Raw genomic sequence first — 20,483 nt, forward strand, 5'->3', positions numbered from 1 at the left:
ACTCTCCATTAAAGACGTTACAAAGTAACGTCAACCTGTTTCATCTTCATCCACTCCAAGGAGAAGAACCGAAGATGAAACAATATAGAAAGAGCGATTAGCTCATTTTGAAACTGACGAGATAAAATATCTCTTGTTTGATTTTGCGAACAAAATCAGTTTACTCACTCGTTGTTCAGTTTTCAAAGATCAAACTTTATTTCGAATCAGCTTTTCGCTTCATCAACTCTTATATCCTACCACATACCAACCAACTTTGCAAGTTTTTTTTCAAAAGTCTTTTTTGAAACATTCGCTCACAACCTTGTGTTTCTTGGCCGGAATTAGAATATACCATATGTAATTTTAGTTTGCAAGTATTATTTATATAAATTTTCATAACACATATTTATTAATCGTTTTCTTTCATATATTAATTCTTTTGTTTTTACTCGTGGTTAACTATAAAAAAGAACCTCCTCCCTTTTAAACCAACAGGAAAGAGGTTCTGTATTTTATATCTACTGAATTATTCGGAGCCCATAAAGGCAAAGCGGATTACTACAATTATAGCAAGCACCCACATAAGCCAGTGAATTTTAACTTTATTGCTGGTAAACAGATTACTGAACACAGCCAGCACAACGTAAGACAGAATACCAGCAGAAATACCATTCGCAATTCCACCTGTAAAAGGCATCAAAACAATAGTCAGAAACGCTGGGAATGCCAACAGGAAGTTATCCCAGTCAATATTACGAACCTGACTCATCATCAACACCCCAACGATAATCAGAGCCGGAGCAGTAGCCGCAGAGGGCACAACCAGTGCCAGCGGCGCAATAAAGAGGGCCAACAAGAACAGAACGCCTGTCGTTACAGCAGTGAGACCTGTACGGCCACCTTCTTCTACCCCTGCGGAGCTTTCTACAAATGCTGTAATTGTACTTGTACCCAATACCGCACCAGTACTTACGCCAACAGCATCTACCAGCATCGCTTTACCGATAATTTTCTCGCCTTTTTTCTTATCTTTCATTATGCCTGCGCGTGTAGCTGTACCTACCAACGTACCGAACGTATCAAACAACTCTACAAATGTGAAGATGAAAATAATATCAAACAAACCAATATGCAAAGCTGCCTTCAGGTCTAGCTGACCTACTGCCAAATTGCTGAAATTTGGAATCCAGTGGCCTGTTGTCAAGCTACTCAGATTCGTTACACCCATCGGAATACCGATTAATGTAGTAGCTACGATTCCAATCAGCAATGCGCCTTTGACCCGAACGACCATCAACGCTGCGATAATGAGCAACCCGATTAGCGCCAGCAGCGCATCCTTTTGATGTACCAGGCTACCTAGAACCAAATTAAAAGCATGACCCGGAACCGGTTGACCAACATCTGTCCCTGGAACAATACTCACCATAACCAGATTACAAAGCTTGAAGCCAACAATTGTGATAAACAAGCCGATACCAACTGTAATAGCGGTTTTTAAATTTTCCGGAACTGCAACAAGCAGCATCTGTCTAACCCGGGTAACAGTTAAAATCAGAAAGACGATACCGGATATAAATACAGCGCCAAGTGCCGCTTGCCAAGTAATCATCCCATTAGAACTCAAGACTACAGTCATAAAATAAGCATTCAAGCCCATCCCTGGTGCCATACCGATCGGCACATTTACAAACAAGCCCATCAGAATGGTTACTAAACCTGCACCTACTGCTGTCGCAAAGAAAACAGCTTCACTAGGCATCCCCGCTCCAGTTGGTCCCAAAAAGGTATTGTTGACCACCAGGATATAAGCCATGGTCATAAAAGTAGTGATCCCCGCAATAATCTCGGTGCGGACGTTCGTGCCATGTTCCTTTAATTTAAAGAAACGCTCCATGAGTCGTAATTCCTCCTACGCAAAGCATACTCGTATTGTTGTCGTTCAATTGCTGTAATATTCGCCTTCATATACGCTATATTACATCCGTTATTTTAGGCTCTCGCCTACGGCTTGTCAACAGAAAAAACGAATGTTACAAATTGAACACATATGTATTGTTCGGAAAATAGATAACCCGCAAGCTATTATACAGCTGGCGGGTTATTATTTAGGATAATCAGATATTTTTATACTTATCAAAGGCATCCGCTGTATCTGGTATATTTTCCAGATAAACGATCTTCCCTTCTGTATCCAGTCGGGCTTTGTCCACTCCAGTAAGTGTATAAACTTCGCCTGTTACTTTTTTACCGCACACTGCCCATTTAGTTTGATAGGTATCAGCTTCTTCGGAAACAAGCTTCCACCCCTCATACATATGCTTAATTTCGAGCGTCCCCTCGAAGAACATGTTCAAAAAGCTTTTCCAACTGTTCATCCCTTGTTTTCGATTACCATTCAATACAAACTCAATCTTCTCGGAAAAAAGGCTGATTAATCGTTCTCTGCTCGTCTCATCATCTTTTGCTAAATCATAGTAGTGAAAATAGTCTTCTAAAATCTTCATCGAGTGGCCTCCAAAATCATTTTGTCCTCGCATATTTTTACATATTCTTCACATTGCTAGACATACGCTGTAGTGCATCTGTTAAAGCCACAATTTCCTCGTCTTGAAAATTGTAGAGAAGTTGTTCCTGAAAGGCTTGTCTTTGCTCTGTCAAAACTTGCAGCTCTTGAATCCCTAATTCGGTTAAACGTATATAAGTTACACGCTTATCCTGCTCTTTTTTACTGCGTAAAATCAGACCTTCCTCTTCCAGCCTTTTCAGATGCCGGGTCACTGCTGCACCATCCAGAACGAGCAGATGTTGAAGCTCCAGCTGACTTAATTCCTGACGATGGTCAATATGATACAAAATTTCGACCTTGGTAAAGCTGGTTTTTAACTGTGCTTCAAAAGCGTTATTCATTTCTTTACACAAAAGATGCATGCGATAAAATAACTGGCTTTTTTCAGAGCAATGTTCGATGACTACCTCGCCTCCTTTTGATACTTGACCCATCAATTGATATATCAAGTATTATACACCCTCACTATAAATAAACAAGCCATGAGACAAGTCTACATATACAAAAAAGTTGGGGCTATGGCTTTTCTCCATCACGCAATTCATATCCAAACGTAATGCTATCGTCCAAAAATACAGCATGGTAGCCTTGGTATTTGCCTTGATTAATTGGCATTTGATGTCTCTCCTATTCTATTAGATCGTATTATTGATTTCGATAAATTTATGTTCAATTGCTGTCATTTTGTGATTGGGACGAGATATTAAATATGTATCCATATAGCCAAAAACCGGAGGAACGGGTAGATAGGATGCTACTTTAAATTGCCGGGCCAGCTTTTTGGACATAAGGGTAATTCCCATTCCCATTAGAGCGAATTCCACCATCGTATCAAATATTCCAACCTCGACAACCTCGACATGGGTCAATTGCATGTCCTGATACATCTTCTCTAAATGCGTGAGGTACAGGCAGCTATCCGACAATATGATAATAGAAGCTCCTTGTAGTACTTGCTGGAGATCCGAACCTTCGTGTATACCCTTCCCCACCAGCACCAGCTCTTCACGGCATATTTTTTGATAATGAATATATGGGTTGGTAGGATATCCTGTAACAAAAGCAATATCAAGCTCTCCGTCGAGGATGAATTGTTCCATTTCCGGGGTGGTTCCCGTTTTTAATGTCACCGAAACCTGCGGATACATCTCATATACCTTCGTTAGCGCCCTTGTTGTTTCGCCTGCTACAATGGACTGCATCGTGCCGACGCGCAGTTTTTCCTCCTGGGGTCTCATTTTCATCTCCGTGTCTTGCCATAGCAGCAAAATTTGCTTGTACTGAGCGTATAAAATTTCGCCTGCGGGTGTCAGTTCCATACCACGAGGCTTTCTGTAAAATAACGCTGTGCCATAATAGGTCTCCAGCTTCTTTATTTTTGCCGTCATATTCGATTGCAGATGATTCAGCTTCTGGGCAGCTTCTGTTAGACTTCTAAGCTCTGCCACCGAAACGAATGCCTGCATATTTTGAATATCCACCGCTTTACCTCCCATCAAATAAAATGATATCTACATCATTAACAAGCATTATTCTTTATGAGTTAAGTGTATTATATTGGGCTTGAGCGTTATTTTCTACTCACATTTTAAAATTAGGAGGGATGGCACATGGTTAAACAGAAGATTCGTGCAGGTATCATAGGAGGTTCGATGAATAACAAATGGGCCAGCCAAACGCATATTCCTGCTTTGCTCAAGCACCCGAGCTTGGATATCACGGCCATCGGCACTTCCCGTATGGGGAGTGCACGAAAAAGTGCAGAGGACGTAGGGGCAACATTAGCTTTTGACGATGCCAAAAAGCTCGCAGCTTCCGAGGATGTGGACATGGTCGTGGTGAGCGTAAAAGTTCCCCATCATTATGAGGCGGTGATGGCGGCTATTCAAGAGGGAAAGCATATTTTTTGTGAGTGGCCTCTGGGGGCCAACACTGCGGAAGCTACTGAAATGGCTAAGGCGGCGGAAATGGCGGGCATCCATCATACCGTCGGCTTGCAGGCACGTCAGGATTTTGAGGTGCAAATGATGAAAAAGCTGGTGGAAGACGGGACAATTGGTGAAATAGTATCCTGTCATATGCAAGTAGCTACTCCCGGCAAAGGAGGACGAACAAATCAGGATACGTCTTATCTACTGAATAGAGCCAGTGGTGCCAACCTACTGACCATTAACGGAGGGCATTCCTTGGATGCGCTACAATACATCGTTGGCGAATTCCGTGAGCTATCGGCCATCACATCCTCCCGTTATAATGAAGCCACTATTCATGAAACGGGCGAAGTCATTTCCAAGGATACTGCCGATCAAATTCTGATTCACGGACTAATGGAAAATGGAGCACCGACATCCGTTCACATTCAAGGTGGAGTGAATTCTAAGTTTGAGCTAGAGATTCAGGGGAAAAAGGGCATTTTGCGTTTGTCACAGAATCCTTCGCTTGGACATATTCAATTTGGGAATCTGACGCTTGAAAAACTGATATATGATCCAAGTAATGAGCAGAGTCATGCGCCTAACGGTGATTTTGAAACAATAAATATAGCTCATGAACCTGATAATACCCTGGATTTCCCAAAAGAAGGGGTAACCCTGAATGTAGCCAAAGCTCATCATGTATTTGCCAGGGATATTTTGACGGACACCCGTCTCGCCCCCGATTTCAACCATGCCTTAAAACTACATCAGTTACTGGACCGCATCGAGGAATCGGCTGCAACCGGGAAAAAGATCGTATGGTAAGTTAGAATTTAAAAAAAGAACCTTCAATACCAAGATAGATGTGGATTGAAGGTTCTTTAAAATATTTATCAGTTGAAATTCTCCTTTATTTAAGGAAGTCATGCATTCTCGACTTTTATACTATCACCTTCAACCAAAATAACCTCTTCGTTGCTGATTGGATATAAATTTAATTGGCTGCCATATTTCTCAATGATGTTCTCCACCGCTTTTTTAAACGGGATGTTCGTATGGTGAGGGACTGGATAGAATTCAATTGCCCTGAGTGCAGCAAAGGAATCCAAAGCAGGCGCCTCCTGCACATTGTCCATAAGTCGGGCATATTCGATATTAGGTGATAAAATCATCGAACCTGCCGATTCGCCTATATACAACTTCCCTGCATTAACTTCCTCAGCAATGATTTTGTCAGCTCCGGTTCTTCTTAACTCTTGAAGTAAATAAAATGTGTTGCCTCCGGTCATATAAATATAGTCATTTCCTCTAATTTTACTCTCTATTTCACTCCATGTTGCTGTGCTGATTTCGATTTCATCCACGATTAATCCTAAATTCTCTAATGCTTTTTTCCCTGTATTCACATAAAACTTAACTTTCTCTGGAATACTTGCGGTTGGGATGAAAGTGACTTTTTTTCCTTCCAAGTTTTCATCGGCAAAATGAACTAAGCATGGTGCAACATCCTTAAATGAGGACGACAAAAATAATTTTCTCATCTCTTTATTCTCCTTAGTAGCGTTTAATGAACCGGGATATGTAACACTTTAATCTAGATAAATTATAAAATATATTGGTATCAAAACATGACACCATTAAAAGATGACATGAAAATAAACGTTTAATTCCATACTTGATTTAAGCTATTTATAGCTTAAAGCTAATAAACTCATATAAAAAAAGGAGACATTACCATTGAATAATATCTCCTTTTTTCAACTTCATATTCTGTTTTGTAATAACAAATGACTTTATATCTCCGTCGCATGAGGCCATGCTGTTCGCCTTTAGCTAAACCTCGTCGATTGAGGTTGCCGTGCAGTAAACTTTCCCGAGCAAAGTTTCGACCTTGCCCCCGTAAAAAAAGACTCCAGCCGCATAGCGATATTTCGCCGATGCAGAGGAGCCTGATGTTGTATTGGTAAATCTCAAAGGGTTCGTGGTTAAGATGCGGGAGTCTCCACGCTTATTCCCACTCGATTGTTGCTGGTGGTTTGGAAGTTACGTCGTACACGATACGATTGACGTTGTCCACTTCGTTGACAATACGAACAGAGATTTTCTCCAACACGTCCCAAGGGATACGTGCCCAGTCGGCGGTCATACCGTCGATCGACGTTACTGCGCGAATACCTACAGTGTAGGAATACGTACGGGCATCGCCCATAACGCCAACACTCTTCATATTCGGCAGAGCGGTGAAGTATTGCCAAATCTCCCGATCCAGACCCGCTTTGGCAATCTCCTCGCGCAAAATAAAGTCAGAATCACGGACAATCTTGAGCTTGTCCTCTGTCACTTCGCCCAATACACGGATGGCAAGACCCGGACCTGGGAATGGCTGACGCCATACAATTTCGGCCGGAAGTCCGCATTCTTCACCGACTCTACGCACTTCATCCTTGAACAAAGCATTCAGTGGCTCGATCAGTTTGAACTTCATGTCTTCCGGTAAACCGCCCACGTTATGGTGCGACTTGATAGTTTGTGCCGTTGCTGTTCCGCTCTCTACAATATCTGTGTACAACGTGCCTTGTGCCAGGAAGTCAAAATCATCGAATTTAGCGGATTCTTCTTCAAAGACGTAAATAAACTCGTTACCGATGATTTTACGTTTTTGTTCTGGATCATCCACTCCTGCCAGTTTGGACAGGAAACGCTCACGTGCATCAATTTTGACAACTTTCATATCAAATTTACCAACGAACGTCTCCATTACACTTTCGGCTTCACCTTTGCGCAGCAGTCCGTGATCAATGAACATACATGTCAGTTGGTCGCCGATAGCTCTGTGAATAAGCATGGCTACGACGGAAGAATCCACGCCGCCACTTAAAGCGCACAGTACTTTCTTGTCGCCTACTTGCTGGCGGATTTCACGGATTTGCTCTTCAATGAACGATTCCATGGTCCAGTTGCCTTCACAACCACACACTTCATACAGGAAGTTGCTAATCATCTCATTACCTTGAACAGAATGACGCACCTCTGGATGGAATTGTACCGCATACAGATTCCGCTCCAGGTTACTCATCGCAGCAATCGGAGCACTCTCTGTTCCCGCATCCAGTGTAAAGCCAGTTGGCAGATCTGTAACGTGATCGCCATGGCTCATCCATACCGTTTGACGAGAATCCAGCCCTTTAGTCAAACGGGCATCCTCATTGAATTGCACGTCTGCTTTGCCATATTCACGCTTGCCCGCACGTTCTACTTTACCGTCCAGTTGGTGGGCCATCAGCTGCATGCCATAACAAATACCAAAGATAGGGATGCCAAGATCATAAATTGCCCGATCCACCTGAGGAGCATTGTCTGTGTATACGCTGGAAGGTCCGCCTGAGAAAACAATTCCTTTCGGCGCCAGCTCTCTCAGCTTCTCCGCAGGCGTATTGTATGGAAGGAGCTCGCTATATACGCCGAGATCCCGAATTCTTCTTGCAATTAACTGGTTGTATTGTCCTCCAAAATCGAGAACTACAACGATTTCATTAGGCTTATTCATTACCGTGCCTCCCTCAATTGTTCGTTTCATTATACGCAACGATAAAACAACACGTCAAGAAATCAACCATAGTTGAGTGGTCATGAAAAGATTGATAAAATAAATTGATTCTAAATTACTTAATCTGCCCGTAGGAGTGTACACGATGGATGTGCTGAAATGGATTGCGCAATTGTTCGAAGAATATGGATACGGCGTCCTTTTTTTCGGCTTGCTGCTGGAGTTTATTGCCTTGCCTTTTCCCGGGGAAACCACGATGGCTTATGCGGGATATCTCTCCTATGCCGGTACTCTGGATTTCAGCAAGCTGCTGCTGCTAGCTTTTTTGGGCACAACCATCGGTATGACCATTACCTACTTTATTGGAAAATGGGCTGGACTTCCCTTTATTCAGAAATACGGCAAATGGGTTTTGTTATCGCCGGACAAGCTACAGAAAACACAAAAATGGTTTCAACGTTATGGATACTGGCTTATTTTCCTTGGATATTTCATCCCAGGTGTCAGGCATTTTACCGGCTATTTTGCTGGAATTATAGCTCTTTCTTTCCGTAAATTTGTCCTGTATGCTTACAGCGGTGCTTTATTCTGGGTCGTCCTCTTTCTAAGCATCGGCAAGCTGTTTGGCCCGAAATGGGATGCCATTTTCCATTTGGTAGAGCTGTACGCACTACGAATCGCAGCAGCGGTTGGATTCGTAATCCTGCTGTATTTTATATATCGGTGGAGAAGCTTCCTGTTTGGATCACTATACAAATCCAAAAAATCAGTAAAAACCAGCCACAAGGATGACACGGAATAGTTAAACTCCTTCAGCCGAGCCCACATTCGCGGCTCATGATTTGAGCTACCCCTGCTCCAAACATAGACATTCCGATCATACCTTGGTTCTACGTCGTCAGCATACCCAACAATGGACCCTGTAAATACAATGGGGTCTCCTGCATTAATAATGTCTCCAAATATGCGGGTAATAAGCAGACCCTCCGCAGATGACAGGACCAAAAAAGGAATCACCCACTAGACAGTAAGACACCTACGCTAAACCCCGAAACCATAAGCCGTTATATTAAAACCCAACAAAGCGATACGGAGAAACGCCCCCCAATTCAATTAATGTTATCTGCAGCGAATAACTCCCTATACTGCCAATCTACCATTCTAATCAGTTCTAATACGACAGACTCCATAAATTAAACAAAAATATAATTTAATTATTTATCACTAATCATCAGATTACTTTGCAGCCGTCAAGGCATAAATTCATATATTCAGAGCATACTAAGCCAACAAACTCCAATATCGGAGGATTTTACGTATGCCAAATCAGAATAAAAGTTGTCCACTTACTCATGTATCCTCTAACTTGAAAGATAATGTAAATCATATCGAGAGCTCCTTTGGAAACAGCGGAGATGTAATCATTAAAGAGCTATTATGGATGCAAAAATGGCCAGCAGCTCTTTTATATATCGATGGTCTGGTTAACACTCAATTGCTTCATGATTCCGTTCTCCGTTCATTGATGCGAGTAAATGAACATCATTTACCGGAGGGCGCAGAACCATTCGACTATTTGAAGAATCAAGTTTTGATTGCAGGTAACTCAGGTAGTGTGGATGAAATGGACGCCCTATTCAATCAAATGTTATCCGGCAGTATTATCATTTTGCTGGACGGATACGCAAAGGGCATATGGATTGATGCGGTCGGTTGGGAGGATCGCAGTGTTAGCGAGCCCCAATCCCAAAGTGTCGTACGGGGTCCAATGGAGGCTTTTACCGAAAATTTACGAACCAATACCGCTCTAATTCGTAGGCGAATCCGCGATCCGCGACTGTGGATGGAAACAAGACAGATCGGTCAAGTGACTCATACCAATGTAGCCGTGATGTATGTCAAAGGAATTGCTGACGAAGGGGTTATTCAGGAACTGAGAGAACGTTTGGACCGAATTGATATTGACGGAATTTTGGAAGGGGGTTACATCGAGGAGGAAATTCAGGATGAAACCTATACCCTGTTTCCCACCATTTATAACAGCGAGCGTCCGGATTCGGTCGCTGCCAGCCTGCTGGAAGGGCGAATTGCTATTTTGGTGGACGGAACACCATTTGTTCTACTGATACCTGCATTGTTCGTTCAATTCTTCCAGTCAGCAGAGGATTATTACCAGCGTGCTGACATCAGCACTTTGCTGCGTTTACTGCGTTTCTTTTCCTTTTTTATCGCAATGCTGGCACCCGCTGTTTATATTGCGGTAACTACCTTTCACCAAGAGATGATTCCTACAAACCTTTTGGTCAGTCTCGCTGCACAAAGAGAAGGCGTACCGTTTCCGGCTTTTGTCGAGGCGATGCTTATGGAAATTACTTATGAAATTTTGCGTGAAGCAGGAATCCGAATTCCCAAGACCGTCGGACAAGCTGTCTCGATTGTAGGCACGCTGGTTATTGGACAAGCAGCTGTCGATGCAGGAGTGGTCTCGGCGGCTATGGTCATTATTGTGTCAATCACAGCGATCTCCAGCTATGTTATTCCAGAAAATGGTTTGTCGATAGCGGTTCGTATTGTACGCTTCGCCTTAATGATGCTTGCGGCAGCCTTCGGACTGCTTGGAATATTGATGGGGTTAATTGTACTTTTGCTGCACTTAACCAGTCTGCGATCGTTCGGCGTCTCTTATATGAGTCCATTCGGCCCATATGTGGAAAGCGATTTGAAAGATACGCTGTTTCGCCTACCTTGGTCTCATATGAAATCACGACCTCAATCCACCCCTATCCAAAATACGATCCGCCAAAAAACGAAAAAAAGACGGATTGGCAATAAATCAAAAACCAGAAGGGATCAACCATGAAGCAGATCGTACATTTGCTCTTCGTCTGGGGGCTGATTGCATTACTATTGGGTGGATGCTGGGATCGAAAAGAATTAAACGAGTTGGGCATCGCTATCGGGATTGGGGTAGACATGGAAGGAGACCAATATCAGGTGACTGCTCAGGTGGTCATTCCTTCTGCTGTAGCCTCCAAATCCTCACCCAGCTCAGGCTCACCAGTTGTTACTTATCAGGCTACTGCGCCCACGATTCAAGAGGCTATTCAAAAAATGACGGATACAAGCCCGCGATCCATCTATTTATCTCATATTCGTATGCTGATTTTAGGTGAAGAGTACGCGAGAAGAGGAATTTCGGATGCGATTGAAACCTTGATGCGAGAGCCTTTTACCAGAAGCGACTTTTATATTGCCATAGCTAAAAATAATAAGGCCTCTACGATGTTAAAGATCCCCACTCCACTGGAAAAGTTGCCAGCCAATAAAATGTTTGCTTCATTGGATACGTTAACTAAAACATGGGCTCCTGCCACCAAAGTAACCATGGATCAATTGCTGAGCGACTTGGCCAATCCTGATATCCAGTCCACTCTACCCGCATTGGAAGCTGTGGGGGATATAGAATCGTCCAATGAAAAAGGTGTAGATGCCACCAAAAGCATATCTCCTGGAACCATACTAAGGTTCTCTGGCATTGGTGTATTAGAAAAAGACCGCTTGCTGGGCTGGATCAATGATCAAGACAGCAAAGGGTTCAACTACATTCGGAATACAGTGGAGTCAACTACAGGACATGCCGACTGTCAGGGAGGGGGGAACATTGCCTTATTAACCTTAAGCAGTAACACCCAAAAAAAAGTGCTTATTCGCGATGGAGAGCCTGTTATCTCCATATCCGTTACTAACGACAGCACAGTACGAGAGGTCAACTGTAAGCATATGAAGTTAAGCAGTATGGCTGATATCAAAGAAATTGAGGCCGCAAGCAATGAAAAAATCGTTGAAATTATGAAGCATTCCGTAGAGACTGTTCGACGTGAGTTTAAGTCAGACATATTCGGCTTTGGTCAACTGATCCACCAGTCCAAACCAGAGCTTTGGAAAAGACTAAAAGAAGAAAAAGAAAATCCATTTATGGATTTACAGATTGAATACAAGGCAAAGACTACGATCAAAAAAATTGGTTCCTTGTTTGAATCGTTCCAAAAAGAAATAAAGGAGTGAGCTTGGTGGAGGAGAAAGGGCGTATCAGCATTACAAATATAGCCGTACTCGTATTTTTGAGTATTATTGGAGACTGTGTACTGGTATACCCCTCCCTCATTACTAGCATATCCAAGCAGGATGCCTGGATCAGCTCATTACTTAGCATCCCTGCAGGACTGGCTGTACTACTGTTACTCTTGCGGGTACATCAGCTGTATCCTGATCTCACCTTTGTTCAGCTCTGCCAGCGAATTTTGGGTCCGTGGCTAGGCGCCCTCATCTCCATATGGTATTTGTTCCATTTAATGATGAATTCAGCGATTTATTTAAGAGAAGTCGGAGATTTTATGAACAGTCAGACCTATGTGATGACGCCTCTTCCCGTGATCAATTTACTCTTCATCCTTGTGCTGATGTGGGGGATGTATATGGGATTGGAACCCATTGCGCGTACGGCTCAAATCTTATTTCCATTATGCTTGGCTTTCGCTTTGTTTTTAATCCTATGCTTGCTTCCCCAATGTGACAGTCAGCAGCTTAAGCCCATTATGGAGCAAGGTATTCCTAAAATTATGGAGGGCAGCCTATTTGCGCTCTCCTACCCATTCGGTGAACTAGCTTTTTTACTCATGATTTTTCCCTATGTGAGCAAAAAACCGGGTCTAAAAAAATCAGTTTTACTCTCAGGACTTACGGCCAGCATTCTGTTAAGCGTACTCCTCCTGGTTTCTCTCATGGTGCTGGGTCCTTTTGTAACCGAACATAGTGTGTATACCTCTTATACGCTATCTAAAAAGATCAACATAGGAAATTTCCTGCAGAGAATTGAATCCATGATGAGTACTGCCTGGATTATCACTACTTTTGTTAAAACCATTTTACACTTCTATGCCTTTACCTTAGGAATGACTCAACTACTGCGATTAAATAATGTTCGGACCTTTCTTGGTCCTAGCTTCATGATCCTGTTTGGTCTGATTATCGTGTCGGCGCCTAATATTACTTACTATCTGGATACGATCGTCAACGCCTGGATTTATTGGGATTTGACGGATTCTGTTGTCCTTCCTTCGCTGCTGCTTATCGTATACAAGTTAAGATCGAAAGGCCGCCACAGCCTGGAACCCAGTTGATCCACACCCTTTAACGGAAGGAGTCTTCACCGTGCTAATCACCACTGTTATTATCTGTATCGGTCTAGCCATTGCTGCCAAAGATTTGCCAGGCTTGTATCGAAAACATCGCTTTAAAGATATGTTCGTGTACATCATTATGCTCGGAATAGGCACATGGCTTAGTGTCCTTGCCGCCAAGTCAGAGGTTACGCCAAGCCCGCTGGTACTGATTGAAATCATCTACAACCCTGTTAACGCTTTTGTGTCACATGTATTTGGTTTTTAGAAAGGAGACAGCCACATGTCAAAAAAAACACGTATTAGCGTTCGGCAAGTGACTGTCCTGATGTTTATGAGTTTAATCGGGGATATGCTCTTATTCTATCCGACTATGATTACACATATTGCTCATCAGGATGCCTGGATCAGCTCCATGCTGTCCATTCCGCTGGGCTTAATCATAATTTACGTGCTTATTCGCGTTCATGAGCTCTACCCGAACCTTACACTTATTGAAGCGATTCGCAAAATTTTGGGGCCCGTGTTAGGAACCGTTGTTTCCTGCTGGTATTTATTTTATTTTTTAATGAACACCGTTCTTATTGCGAGAGAGGTAGGCGATTTTCTGACTACACAGTTATTTGTAAATACCCCTCTACGTGTTCTGCTCGCTATGGGAATAGCCTTAATGGTGCTTACTGCGTTAGCCGGAATTGAAGCTTTCGGTCGTGTTAGCGAGATGCTATTACCAGCATATATATTAATTTTCTCTGGTCTATTCCTTGCACTCCTGCCACAAGTTCAGCTTTCCAATGTACGGCCTGTTTTGGAAAATGGGCTGGCTCCTGTTGCTCAAGGAATGGTTCCAGGCGTGGCAATGCCTTTTGCCGGAATGTCTATTATGCTCATGGTTTTTCCTTATGTAAACAAAAAAGCCCATTTTAAAAAGGACATATTGCTCGCTTCCCTTATAGGCGGAATCGTGATTAGCCTATTTCTGCTGCTCTCCCTGCTTGTGATTGGACCCTTTGTGACCCATTACAGTCCATACATTTCTTCTGTACTCACGACAAAAATTAATGAACTGAATTATATTACACGTGTTGAATCGCTTGTTGCTTTAACCTGGGCACTGGCTGCCTATTTCAAGGGAGTTCTTTTTTTCTACGCCTTCACTTTTGGAACACCCCAGTTGTTCCGAATTTCTAATAGTCGTCCATTCGTCATACCCGCAGGAGCGATTGTGTTTGGTATGACCATTTCGATAACCCCCAATGTGTTTTATTATGTAAGAACTCTTGTTTATCCCATGGCTGCCTGGCATTATACGAACGGCTTGATCATTCCGCTTCTTTTGTGGATTGTTTACCTCTGCCGGCAAAAGTGGAAACATCGGCAAAATACACCCAAAAATGAATAAAAAACCTTTTGAAACCGATGCTTAAAAAGCATAACCCGATTCCAAAAGGTTTTTTTAATTTATGCCATATCCTGAATGTATGCCAGCGCGGCATCAATATGTCCTTTTACCCTTAAACCACGCCATTCATGAACTAAAATGCCATTCTCATCAATAAGGAACGTAGAACGAACAATGCCCATGTACTGCTTGCCGTACATCTGTTTTTGCTGCCAGACACCATATGTCTCAGCCACCTGATGCTCTTCATCAGATAACAGCTGAAAAGGTAGGCCATACTTGGCAATAAACTTGTCATGCTGCTTGAGTGGATCGGGGCTTATGCCGAGAATCACGGTGTTTAAGCCTTTAAACTCCGCATGTTTATCCCGAAAATCGCAAGCCTGGGTCGAGCAGCTAGAGGTCAAATCCTTGGGATAAAAGTACAACAATACCCTACTGCCTCGATAATCCGACAGCTTGACACTCTTTCCCTCACTCCCAGGCAATTCAAAATCCGGTGCCGCTTGTCCAATAACGGTCAATGTCGTGGACATCTTATCATCTCCTATCTTGTAGGGGTTCTTATATCATCCGCCCTATGAGCCAGCACCCCGGTAACGCCGAATCCCCCAGTTCCAAGCCAGTAAGCCTAGTGTGAGAAAGACAATTCCCATCACAGGAGTTAAGAGCGCCATATGGCGCATGTCCTCTCGTTGAAGGAACAGGGAAGCGGGATATACGCCAACAAAAGCAAAAGGCAGTATCCAAGTCAGCACAACCTGAATGGCACGGTTATAGATCGTTACCGGATAACGTCCGTAACCCTGAATATTGTACATGAGCGGGATAATTCCTGTGGGCGCATCCGAAAAGAATGAAAGAGAAGTCAATATGGTGTATATGCCCGTATAGATCGCCACAGCACTTAGGCTCAAAACGATTAGTGCCGGGACAAACCACCACTCCATAGCCAAATCCATCTGTGCGCCGCTGATCCCCATAATAATCAGACCAATCACTGAGCCGACCAACGCGGGCGGGTCCACATTTTCAAGGAAAATCTGGAACAGATTATACGCAGGACGGGTCATTACTCGGTCGAGTTCACCTTTTACAATATAACGCTCGCTAAAGTTCCAAAGATTAACGAAACAACTAAACAGTCCGTAAGGAACCATAAAAAATCCATAAACGAACACGACCTCATTTTCACTCCAGCCACCCAAGCTGTCTGTATGCATAAATATAACTAAAATAAAAATAAGATTCGTGGCCTGAAAGAGCAGATCCGAAATGACTTCTACCCAAAAATCGGCACGATAGGTGAGCCGTGACTTCATGTAATTTTTCAAATATTCGCTAATGAGGCCCAAATAGTACATCATCGGCTTACCCTCCCTGCACGAACAGACGTCTGCGCGCCAGCCGCCAAATGATGATCATCGGCACGAGCAGAACGACCAGCCAAATGATTTGGATACCCAGCACATTCCATATGCCAACGCCTTTTACACGTCCCGTAAATACAGAGCCCGGCAAATAAGTAATTGCCTGAAACGGCATCCATTGGGAAATTGTCGCCAGCCAGCCCGGAAACAAGCTAATTGGCAAAATCAACCCTGAAAACAGGTCTACGACTACGCGCTTCATGCGCATCATGCCCTCATTATTTTCGATAAAGAAGGCCGTCAAGCCCGTAATAATATTAATCTGAGTGTTGATCAGAAAGCTGAAAAACAGCATGACCAGAAAACCAATCCAGGCTACCGGGTCACTGGGAAGCTTCACGGGGAACAGCAGCATCGCAATCGCCATGCCCGGAATCATAAACAAGAGGAAGCGAAACATCCCCTCACCGAGTCCCTGCATAAACTTAACAAGTACATAGTTATAAGGTCGGATCATCTGAATAGCAATGCTTCCATCACGAATATCTGTCGATATTTCGCGATCCAGATTGTTAAAATAAAAGGCTCTCGCCATCCACGATACGGCTACATAGGTCGTCATCTGAGCAGCAGTAAAGCCTCCAATACTACCCGCATCGCCATATATCGCTTTGTATGTGAAATAATACACGCCGATATTCATGGAATAAATAAGTATGCCCGAATAATAGTTCACACGATAAGCAAGCATCGTGAGAAATCGGATACGAATAAAATCGGTATATACGCTAAGCATGAACTTTGGCCTCCACTAGCGGATTGCCTTGGCGTTCTGCCGAGCCAGACTGATAGATACTGCGAACGATATCATCCGTGTTGGTTTCAATGATTTTGATATCCGTAATGTCCGTGCGGCCAACTACGCTAGCCAGCACATCCGATACATTAATATGAAGAGGAATCCACACCTTGGCAGCCAAATCGTTATCCATAGTCCACGTCAATGGCATATCGGCTGTCCATGCCTGCAATTGCTCCAGCACAGTCGTCGTACCAAATTGGAACCGTACTTCCCGACCTGTCCCCCAACGAGCCTTGAGATCATCCAGTCCACCATCATAAATGATATTCCCATCATCCAACATAATGACGCGCGAGCACAGCGCCTCAATATCCTGTAAATCATGGGTCGTCAACAAAATAGTGGTCCCGTGGTCCCGGTTCATATCCTTCAAAAACTCACGAATTTCGGACTTCACCATAATATCAAGCCCAATGGTCGGCTCGTCCAGAAAAACAATCGACGGATTGTGCAGCAAAGCAGCTACCAGTTCACAACGCATCCGTTGTCCAAGACTAAGTTTACGCACCGGGCGGCTTAGCAAATCCTGCAATTGCAGCCTTTCTACCAGCTCATCCAGCCTGCGTTTGAAGTCCATAGCCGGAACCTGATATACTTTGCGCAGCAGTTGAAAAGACTCGATCACGCCGATGTCCCACCAAAGCTGGCTGCGCTGACCAAAAACAACGCCTATGTTACCTACAAACTTCTCGCGATCCTCATAAGGGACATAGCCCCCCACCTTGAGATGTCCCGATGTTGGCACGAGAATACCTGTCAACATCTTAATCGTGGTGGACTTTCCGGCCCCGTTCTCACCAATATAACCGCATATTTCCCCTTGCGGAATACGGAAGGATATATCTTTGACCGCAGCCACCTCGTTGTATTCGCGGGCGAATAAATCAAGGAAGGCACCTTTTAAGCCCTCGCGGTTTTTTTGAACCTTAAATGTTTTGCGCAGATCCTGCACATCAATTGCCAGCATGTTATACCTCTCAATCAGGATTTGTAAAATCCATAGTTAAATTGATTGTGCTCCAAAAAGAAATTATAATGTAATGAACTGAAAAGCGAAAGGGAGAGCATCCATGACAAGCAGAACCAAAAGGACGATATGGTCGGTTCTAGCCGTGGTAATCGTCGCGATTGTCGGCTTTGCCGTGTACTATTTTACATCCATTTATAATCAGCTGGATAATCTGCATAAAGAGGGTGCTAACTCCCCCTTCAAAAATGTAAAGCAGGTCGATCAGGTTCGTACACCGGAACCGCCCAAGTGGGAAAGTACCGATATGGTCAACATTTTGCTGATGGGTGTCGATGGTCGTGGCATCCAGAAAGGGGAAGTCCCCCGATCGGACAGCATGATGGTTGTATCGCTGGACCCTGTGAAGAAAAAAATGCACCTGTTCTCTATTTTGCGTGATACGTACGTGGATATTCCCGGCTACGGAAAAAATCGGATCAACACCGCCATTACTCACGGACCCAATACGGCCATGAAGACGGCTGGCGATCTATTGGGCATCCCAGTGCAATATTATGTGTATACGGATTTCCAAGGCTTTATTAAACTGGTGGACGCTGTAGGCGGCATTGATTTTGAAGTGGAAAAGGATATGCATTATACAAGTAATGCGGATAAGCATGAATACGATATTGATTTGAAAAAGGGTATGCAGCATCTGGACGGCAAGACGGCGCTTCAATATGTGCGATTCCGCCACGATGCCATGTCCGACTTCTCCCGTTCCGGACGGCAACGGGCATTTTTGGAGGCTGTAGCCCAGAAAATGCAGACCACGACTTCCATTGCTAATCTGCCAAGCATTTTAGAGCAGGTTAACCCGTACATTGATACGAATCTCAGTGTTAACGATATGTGGAAGCTGGCGAATGTGGGGTACCAAAGCAGCTTTGCAGGCAGCGAACAGGTTCCACCGATGAAGCTGCTTGGCGAAGAAAATGTGGGCGGCGCGGCAGTTCTTACCGTCCGTGATCCGGAAGAACTGAAATCTTATGTACAGGATATATTTAATAATCCTCCTACACAAACACAGGAACAAAATAAGGATCAGAACGAAACGAAACAGCCGGATAGTGCATCGTCCTCCAAGACGGATAAAGCTTCCTTTACAGGAGGCAATAAAACCAGTACTGAGGATGCTTCCACACAATCAACAACAAAGACAGGACAAAAAGAGCTATAATGATGTATGCAGGGGCAGCCGTGAACGCTGCCCTTTGGCGTGTGTATACCCTATTTTAATGAACGGAAAGGAAGTTTTGATGATGAAACGGGAAAACTCCGAAGCACTATATAAAGAAGCCCTGGAGCATATTGTCGGGGGCGTTAACAGCCCTTCACGCTCCTTTAAAGCTGTGGGCGGTGGCGCTCCAGTATTCATGAAACGCGCCCAAGGTGCTCATTTCTGGGATGAGGATGATAATCGGTATATCGATTATTTGGCGGCCTACGGTCCAATTATTACCGGACATGCTCATCCCCATATTACCAAGGCCATCAGCGAAGCGGCTGCGAATGGCGTATTGTACGGAACCTCGACGGCATTGGAAATCAAACTGGCCAAGATGCTGAAGGAGGCTATTCCTTCTATGGATAAAGTCCGGTTTGTGAATTCCGGCACAGAGGCAGTCATGACGACGATTCGTGTAGCACGAGCCTATACGGGGCGGAACAAGATCATCAAATTTGCCGGCTGCTACCACGGTCACTCGGATCTGGTACTTGTAGCCGCAGGCTCCGGCCCTTCCACACTGGGCATACCTGACAGCGCAGGTATTACAACCAACATTGCGAGCGAGGTCATTACTGTGCCATTCAACGACCTTGACGCATTGCGCCAAGCTTTGGAGCGCTGGAGCGACGATGTGGCGGCAGTCATGGTGGAGCCGATTGTCGGTAATTTCGGCATGGTGATGCCACAGCCAGGCTATCTGGAAGGGCTGTGCTCGATGGCGCGGGCGAACGGCTCCCTTGTCATTTATGACGAGGTCATTACCGCCTTCCGCTTCCACTACGGCTCAACCCAAACGTATGCAGGTCTCGACAATCATGATGCGATTCAGCCGGATTTGACCGCGCTGGGCAAAATCATGGGCGGTGGTCTGCCGATTGGTGCCTACGGCGGCAGCAAGCAGATCATGGAGCAGGTTGCCCCACTCGGCCCAGCCTATCAGGCAGGTACAATGGCAGGCAACCCGGCTTCCATCTCTTCAGGCATCGCCTGTCTTGAAGTTCTTCAAGGGGAAGGCGTGTATGAAGAGATGGAGCGTCTGGCTGTGAGACTGACGGACGGTATTCAGTCTTCCGCTGATCGCTACGGCGTGCCATTGACGATCAACCGCATTCGCGGAGCGTTCTCAACGCATTTCTGCGATCATCCGATCACGAACTATGCACAGGCGCAGGACACGGATAGCGAAGCGTTCGCATCCTTCTTCCGTCACATGCTGAATCGTGGTATCCATCTGGCACCATCCAAGTTCGAAGCTTGGTTCCTCACAACAGCGCATACGGACGAAGACGTGGATGCCACGCTGGAAGCAGCGGACGATTCGTTCCGTGCGATGTCACAAGGTAAATAAGCAGAGCAGTAAGCGATAGAAGGAAACAATAAGCTGGAAGCAGTCTGGAGATATGGGTACCTGA

Annotated in this window: 19 protein-coding genes; 9 read left to right on the forward strand and 10 right to left on the reverse strand. The window is 44.4% G+C overall.

Going from position 1 to position 20,483, the window contains the following annotated elements; translation table 11 throughout:
* Nucleotides 1–508: 508 nt before the first annotated feature.
* The 4 genes from MMB75_RS21665 to MMB75_RS21680 form a co-directional block, all read right to left on the reverse strand.
* Nucleotides 509–1,879: an NCS2 family permease gene (locus MMB75_RS21665; RefSeq protein ID WP_016819288.1), complete on the reverse strand. Its 1,371-nt coding sequence runs from the start codon at nucleotides 1,877–1,879 to the stop codon at nucleotides 509–511.
* Between the two features lie 220 nt (nucleotides 1,880–2,099).
* Nucleotides 2,100–2,489, reverse strand: a complete 390-nt coding sequence (locus MMB75_RS21670; protein WP_016819289.1) for a hypothetical protein — start codon at nucleotides 2,487–2,489, stop codon at nucleotides 2,100–2,102.
* 37 nt (nucleotides 2,490–2,526) lie between these two features.
* Nucleotides 2,527–3,000, reverse strand: a complete 474-nt coding sequence (locus MMB75_RS21675; protein ID WP_016819290.1) for a MarR family winged helix-turn-helix transcriptional regulator — start codon at nucleotides 2,998–3,000, stop codon at nucleotides 2,527–2,529.
* A 186-nt stretch (nucleotides 3,001–3,186) separates the two neighbouring features.
* Nucleotides 3,187–4,032, reverse strand: coding sequence for a LysR family transcriptional regulator (locus MMB75_RS21680; RefSeq protein ID WP_257126680.1), 846 nt, complete (start codon nucleotides 4,030–4,032; stop codon nucleotides 3,187–3,189).
* Nucleotides 4,033–4,161: 129 nt separating this feature from the next.
* Here MMB75_RS21680 and MMB75_RS21685 point away from each other — a divergent pair, with 129 nt between their 5' ends.
* Complete coding sequence (locus MMB75_RS21685; RefSeq protein WP_257126679.1) at nucleotides 4,162–5,292, forward strand: Gfo/Idh/MocA family protein; 1,131 nt, start codon at nucleotides 4,162–4,164, stop codon at nucleotides 5,290–5,292.
* Nucleotides 5,293–5,390: 98 nt separating this feature from the next.
* Here MMB75_RS21685 and MMB75_RS21690 read toward each other — a convergent pair whose 3' ends face one another.
* Entirely contained in the window at nucleotides 5,391–6,008 is a 618-nt protein-coding gene (locus MMB75_RS21690; protein ID WP_257126678.1) for a Type 1 glutamine amidotransferase-like domain-containing protein, read from the reverse strand.
* A gap of 467 nt (nucleotides 6,009–6,475) precedes the next feature.
* Complete coding sequence (gene guaA / locus MMB75_RS21695) at nucleotides 6,476–8,014, reverse strand: glutamine-hydrolyzing GMP synthase (RefSeq protein ID WP_257126677.1); 1,539 nt, start codon at nucleotides 8,012–8,014, stop codon at nucleotides 6,476–6,478.
* Between the two features lie 145 nt (nucleotides 8,015–8,159).
* On the opposite strand from guaA, the gene MMB75_RS21700 reads away from it, so the two are divergent.
* The 6 genes from MMB75_RS21700 to MMB75_RS21725 all read left to right on the forward strand — a co-directional run bounded on the left by MMB75_RS21700 (nucleotide 8,160) and on the right by MMB75_RS21725 (nucleotide 14,596).
* Nucleotides 8,160–8,816, forward strand: a complete 657-nt coding sequence (locus MMB75_RS21700) for a DedA family protein (RefSeq protein ID WP_242210515.1) — start codon at nucleotides 8,160–8,162, stop codon at nucleotides 8,814–8,816.
* Nucleotides 8,817–9,332: 516 nt separating this feature from the next.
* Nucleotides 9,333–10,874 carry a spore germination protein gene (locus MMB75_RS21705; RefSeq protein WP_257126676.1) on the forward strand — a complete coding sequence of 514 codons (1,542 nt, stop codon included), beginning with the start codon at nucleotides 9,333–9,335 and terminating at the stop codon, nucleotides 10,872–10,874.
* Nucleotides 10,871–12,079: a Ger(x)C family spore germination protein gene (locus MMB75_RS21710; protein WP_257126675.1), complete on the forward strand. Its 1,209-nt coding sequence runs from the start codon at nucleotides 10,871–10,873 to the stop codon at nucleotides 12,077–12,079. The genes MMB75_RS21705 and MMB75_RS21710 overlap by 4 nt, the downstream gene beginning before the upstream one ends.
* Nucleotides 12,080–12,084: 5 nt before the next feature.
* Nucleotides 12,085–13,194, forward strand: a complete 1,110-nt coding sequence (locus MMB75_RS21715; RefSeq protein ID WP_277510701.1) for a GerAB/ArcD/ProY family transporter — start codon at nucleotides 12,085–12,087, stop codon at nucleotides 13,192–13,194.
* Nucleotides 13,195–13,225: 31 nt separating this feature from the next.
* A complete protein-coding gene (locus tag MMB75_RS21720; protein ID WP_016819308.1) occupies nucleotides 13,226–13,462 on the forward strand; it encodes a hypothetical protein in 237 nt (78 codons plus the stop codon).
* A gap of 15 nt (nucleotides 13,463–13,477) precedes the next feature.
* Entirely contained in the window at nucleotides 13,478–14,596 is a 1,119-nt protein-coding gene (locus tag MMB75_RS21725; RefSeq protein ID WP_045245111.1) for a GerAB/ArcD/ProY family transporter, read from the forward strand.
* Between the two features lie 59 nt (nucleotides 14,597–14,655).
* Here the strand turns inward: MMB75_RS21725 and bcp are convergent, their stop codons facing one another.
* From bcp to MMB75_RS21745, 4 genes are read right to left on the reverse strand one after another with little or no spacing between them, the layout of a single operon-like run.
* Entirely contained in the window at nucleotides 14,656–15,132 is a 477-nt protein-coding gene (bcp, locus tag MMB75_RS21730) for a thioredoxin-dependent thiol peroxidase (protein WP_045245112.1), read from the reverse strand.
* A 42-nt stretch (nucleotides 15,133–15,174) separates the two neighbouring features.
* Nucleotides 15,175–15,963 carry an ABC transporter permease gene (locus MMB75_RS21735; protein ID WP_080902359.1) on the reverse strand — a complete coding sequence of 263 codons (789 nt, stop codon included), beginning with the start codon at nucleotides 15,961–15,963 and terminating at the stop codon, nucleotides 15,175–15,177.
* Between the two features lie 4 nt (nucleotides 15,964–15,967).
* Nucleotides 15,968–16,762 carry an ABC transporter permease gene (locus MMB75_RS21740; protein WP_016819311.1) on the reverse strand — a complete coding sequence of 265 codons (795 nt, stop codon included), beginning with the start codon at nucleotides 16,760–16,762 and terminating at the stop codon, nucleotides 15,968–15,970.
* The gene (locus MMB75_RS21745; RefSeq protein WP_045245113.1) at nucleotides 16,755–17,795 is read right to left on the reverse strand and encodes an ABC transporter ATP-binding protein; all 1,041 of its coding nucleotides are present in this window, start codon (nucleotides 17,793–17,795) and stop codon (nucleotides 16,755–16,757) included. Before MMB75_RS21745 ends, MMB75_RS21740 begins: the two co-directional genes overlap by 8 nt.
* A 103-nt stretch (nucleotides 17,796–17,898) precedes the next feature.
* On the opposite strand from MMB75_RS21745, the gene MMB75_RS21750 reads away from it, so the two are divergent.
* Nucleotides 17,899–19,020, forward strand: a complete 1,122-nt coding sequence (locus MMB75_RS21750) for an LCP family protein (RefSeq protein ID WP_025364032.1) — start codon at nucleotides 17,899–17,901, stop codon at nucleotides 19,018–19,020.
* Nucleotides 19,021–19,102: 82 nt separating this feature from the next.
* Complete coding sequence (locus MMB75_RS21755) at nucleotides 19,103–20,419, forward strand: glutamate-1-semialdehyde 2,1-aminomutase (RefSeq protein WP_029514832.1); 1,317 nt, start codon at nucleotides 19,103–19,105, stop codon at nucleotides 20,417–20,419.
* Nucleotides 20,420–20,483 lie beyond the last annotated feature (64 nt).

Source organism: Paenibacillus sp. P2(2022) (assembly GCF_029522175.1).
GTDB classification, from domain to species: Bacteria; Bacillota; Bacilli; order Paenibacillales; family Paenibacillaceae; genus Paenibacillus; species Paenibacillus polymyxa.